Source organism: Cryobacterium sp. 10I5 (assembly GCF_035019865.1).
Taxonomy (GTDB): Bacteria; Actinomycetota; Actinomycetes; order Actinomycetales; family Microbacteriaceae; genus Cryobacterium; species Cryobacterium breve_A.
This window is the reverse complement of the sequence record NZ_JASJVI010000176.1, coordinates 1-2,523: the sequence shown is the minus strand read 5'-3', so window position 1 is coordinate 2,523 and position 2,523 is coordinate 1. Positions and strand designations below refer to the sequence as shown.

General features: G+C 62.8%; 2 protein-coding genes. Both read left to right on the top strand.

Features of this window, described 5'->3' with window-relative positions; genetic code table 11:
• The first annotated feature begins 271 nt into the window (after window positions 1-271).
• Window positions 272-1,753 carry an IS21 family transposase gene (istA, locus tag QN350_RS19475; RefSeq protein ID WP_322140446.1) on the top strand — a complete coding sequence of 494 codons (1,482 nt, stop codon included), beginning with the start codon at window positions 272-274 and terminating at the stop codon, window positions 1,751-1,753.
• On the top strand, window positions 1,750-2,481 hold the full coding sequence (istB, locus tag QN350_RS19470) for an IS21-like element helper ATPase IstB (RefSeq protein WP_322140266.1): 732 nt from the start codon (window positions 1,750-1,752) through the stop codon (window positions 2,479-2,481). Before istA ends, istB begins: the two co-directional genes overlap by 4 nt.
• Window positions 2,482-2,523: the final 42 nt, after the last annotated feature.

Below are 2,523 nucleotides of genomic sequence, written 5' to 3'. Positions count from 1 at the left end.
TGTGTGTGATCAACTCTTTGTAGGCCGTTTCGGCGCTGGATTCCTGCCAAGTTAGCGGCTGGTTTCCTGCCAAATGAGCGCTAAAAATCAGGCCAGCAAATCCCGCCCAAGAAATGGGGTTGGGGATGCGTAGAGATTGAGATCACCTGGCGGCCGTGGCCCTCTCCAAGCGATGGAGACATGGGCCCGCCACCCCCCGATAGGTTCCTAAAGGCGTGTCTACTGCCAAGCGGTCGCGCCGGAAGGAACCAGGAAGCAGATGACGGTACCCATGTCCGTGCAAGAAAATATCAGAACACTCGACTCCCACGGAATTGCGGGCCGTGAAATCGCCCGCCGGTTGGGAGTCAGCCGCGATGCGGTGGCGAAATACACCGGGCAACAGAACTATTCACCGAAACCACCGACACCCGTTCTGAGGCCAGCCGGGTCAGCCTTGACCGGGTTTGAAGACACCATTGAGACGTGGTTGGGCGAGGACCAACGCCGGCCGCGCAAGCAACGCCACACAGCCAAGCGGGTCTTTGATCGCTTGATGAACGAGGAGAACTACAGCGGCAGCTACTCCCCGGTGCAACGCTTCGTGAGGAAGTGGAACGACCAACACCGTCAGGCCGGTGAGGGCTTCACGGAGCTGGTTTGGCCGGCCGGCACTGCGCAGGTCGACTTCGGCCAGGCCGAGGCCATCATCGGCGGGATCCGCCAGATCCTGCACATCTTCGTCGTCACGTTCCCGTTCTCGGACATGCGCTTCGTTCAGGCCTACCGCGGAGAGACCGCCGAGTGCGTCTGCCACGGGCTGCGCACCGTGTTCGATCACATCGGCGCCGCGCCCCGGCACCTGGTCTTTGACAACGCCACCGGTATCGGGCGAAGAGTCGGCACCAAAGTCGTCGAGGCCAAACTGTTCGGCGCGTTCAAACTGCATTACCGGTCGGAGTCGCGGTTTTGCAATCCATACTCCGGCAACGAGAAGGGCAACGTCGAAAACGCCGTCGGGTTTCTCCGCCGAAACCTGATGGTTCCCGAGCCAGAAGCGGCCACTCTCAAGGGGCTCAACGACGTGCTGATGACACGGTGCATGGCCTTGGCCGAGACGACGCACTACCGGAAAGGCCTACCTATCAGCGAGCTCTTCGCCCAAGACGTCGCTGCGTCGCTGGCGCTGCCCGGCGTGGGGTTTGACCCGGTGCGTTATGAGTCCCGCACGGCTGACAAGAAGGGAAACGTCCTCATCGACGGCAACACCTACGCGGCCGGATCCTCATTCCACAGCCGCACCCTCACCGTCGGGCTCCGCCACGACGTCGTCGAGATCCTCGATGAGCATTCCGCGCCGGTGCGGTCCTTTCCCCGCGCCTTCGGAGTGCAGGCCGAGACGATCTTCGAGCCCGCGGCACTGCTGCCGCTGCTAGTGACCAAGCCCGGCGCCTGGAGCCATTCCCCGCTGCGGCCGTTGGTCTCTGAGCCGGTGCGCGACTGGCTCGACAAGGCCCCCGCGACCAACCGACGCCGCCTGCTCAGTGCCGTCGAGGCCGCATCGGGATCGGCCGGGTTCGACGCCGCCATCACTGCTGCCGACCTGCTCATCCAGCGCGGCGACACCCCCGAGATCGCCGCGCTGGGCATGCTCGCCCGACGCCTGGCCGACGGCACCAGCCCGGCCGTGGAGAACGTGGACCTGAGCGTCTATGACATCTTCACCACCGAAAGCTTCACCACCCTCAACACGCTGACGGGAGAAATCGCATGACTCTGATCACTGCGCAGGACATCATCGAGACCGGCCGGCAGGCGTCACTAACCCACAGCGTGCTGGTCGAATGGGCCGAGAAAGGCACCCCGAAACAACGCGAATACCTCCACGGAATGCTCCTGGCCGAGCACGAATCCCGACAAGCATCACGCCGCCAACGACTGCTGACGGCCGCCCGACTGCCAGCGCTGAAATCACTCACGGGCTTCGACTACTCCAGCGTGAAATTCCCTGAGGACTACGGCAGGGAGGAGCTAACGTCGTTGGACTTCATCAACCGAGCCGAAGACTTGGTCCTCTACGGCGATGTCGGGACCGGCAAAACCCACCTCGCCAGCGCGCTGATCGCCGCCGCCTGCCAACAAGGAATACCGGCCCGGTTCTACACAACCTCGTCCCTGGTGATGCAGCTGCGCCGCGCCAAAGACGAAGGCCGCCTCGACCGGGAACTGGTCAACATAGCGAAAAACCAGCTACTCGCAATCGACGAATTCGGCTACCTTCCGATCGACACCGAAGGCGCCCGCCTCCTGTTCCAAGTCATCGCTGACGGCTATGAAAAAAGAAGCCTGATCATCACCACAAACCTAGAATTCTCACGCTGGGGCACAGTGTTCGGCGACGACAACATGGCCGCCGCCGTCATCGACCGCATCGTCCACCACGGCCGCCTCCTCCAATTTCGCGGCGAGTCCTACCGCGTCAAGCATGCCCTCATGAAATAGCCCCGGCCAGGCCCGGCTGGTCTCGAACCTGACGCCGATTGG

Bases quoted from the DNA above. Each gene is read 5' to 3' on its own strand.
- istA (WP_322140446.1), top strand. From the start codon at position 272: ATGTCCGTGCAAGAAAATATCAGAACACTCGACTCCCACGGAATTGCG.
- istB (WP_322140266.1), top strand. From the start codon at position 1,750: ATGACTCTGATCACTGCGCAGGACATCATCGAGACCGGCCGGCAGGCG.